At 39.1% G+C, this 1,009-nt stretch carries 1 pseudogene; it reads right to left on the reverse strand.

Annotation, left to right across the window (positions count from 1 at the left end):
* Nucleotides 1-649 precede the first annotated feature (649 nt).
* Nucleotides 650-1,009, reverse strand: a pseudogene (locus ACCI49_RS24780) (hypothetical protein); the annotation flags it as partial.

Below are 1,009 nucleotides of genomic sequence, written 5' to 3' on the forward strand. Positions count from 1 at the left end.
GGCCATATTTTTACTCTGCACGCCGGAACGGCAGAGCCTTGTCAAGTCTCACCGCCAGAGGCGGCGGTTTACCTATGTGTTAATTAAAACTTACCAATATCTCCATGAAGGTTTTTACCCCTGCAAATAGTGCAGTTGACGAGCAGAGCGGCCCACCATTTACCTTCAAAATATGTTGATCAGGACACATCCTTGCTAAATAGATTTTTTTATTCTTATGCGCAAAGGAAAACTCTTAAAAACATGTTCAGTGTACATCATTCTTTATGACAAAAATGACCTCTTTTTCTTCAGTTCGTCTCATTTTTCTTTAAAAAAGGCACTAAATTCAACACTTAACCGACCCTATTACTTAGCGTAATTGCAACCTAAAAAGCACCAGAACATATTCAAAAAAGATTAGATACAGTACTTAATGGGTAACCACTAAAAATTTAGCAAAACTGGAAGGCATATAAAAATATCATGTGAAAGATATATGTTTTAGAGGATCAATAATTTTGATTACTATCATGGTGAAATTTTCTGGAGCAATTGAACTATCAGCCTTTTCTTGACCGGACAAGAAACTTTTCTGATAGCACTTTGCATCCAAAAAAGGCTGAGTTCGGGAGGCACCATTACATAGGTCTAGTCAGCAGACTTGAAATTATTGCATCTCGGAATTGACGCAACAACCGTCAAGCTCGGACCCGCTTATCTCCAATAATTTCTGAATGAAGTATCCGGAAATATTGATACAGGCTTCATAGGATTGTGCAAGAGTAGATGGTGAGCCGACAATTTCTATAGGGAAGTTCTCTCCAACGGCATCGGTATTGATATCAATCTCTGAACTGATCTCCGACGGTTCCCATTCTTGTTCACTAGAGTATGAAATTGAATCAATAGATATGTCATTTGTAGATTTGGTGGTGCCGTATGTCAGGATATTGGTTTCGGGAACATCTTCTGACACCCGCAAAGCACACTCAATCAAAGCTGGATCTGCCGGCATAAAGAAATAGCC

This window comes from Microbulbifer epialgicus, from assembly GCF_041447265.1.
GTDB classification, from domain to species: domain Bacteria; phylum Pseudomonadota; class Gammaproteobacteria; order Pseudomonadales; family Cellvibrionaceae; genus Microbulbifer; species Microbulbifer epialgicus.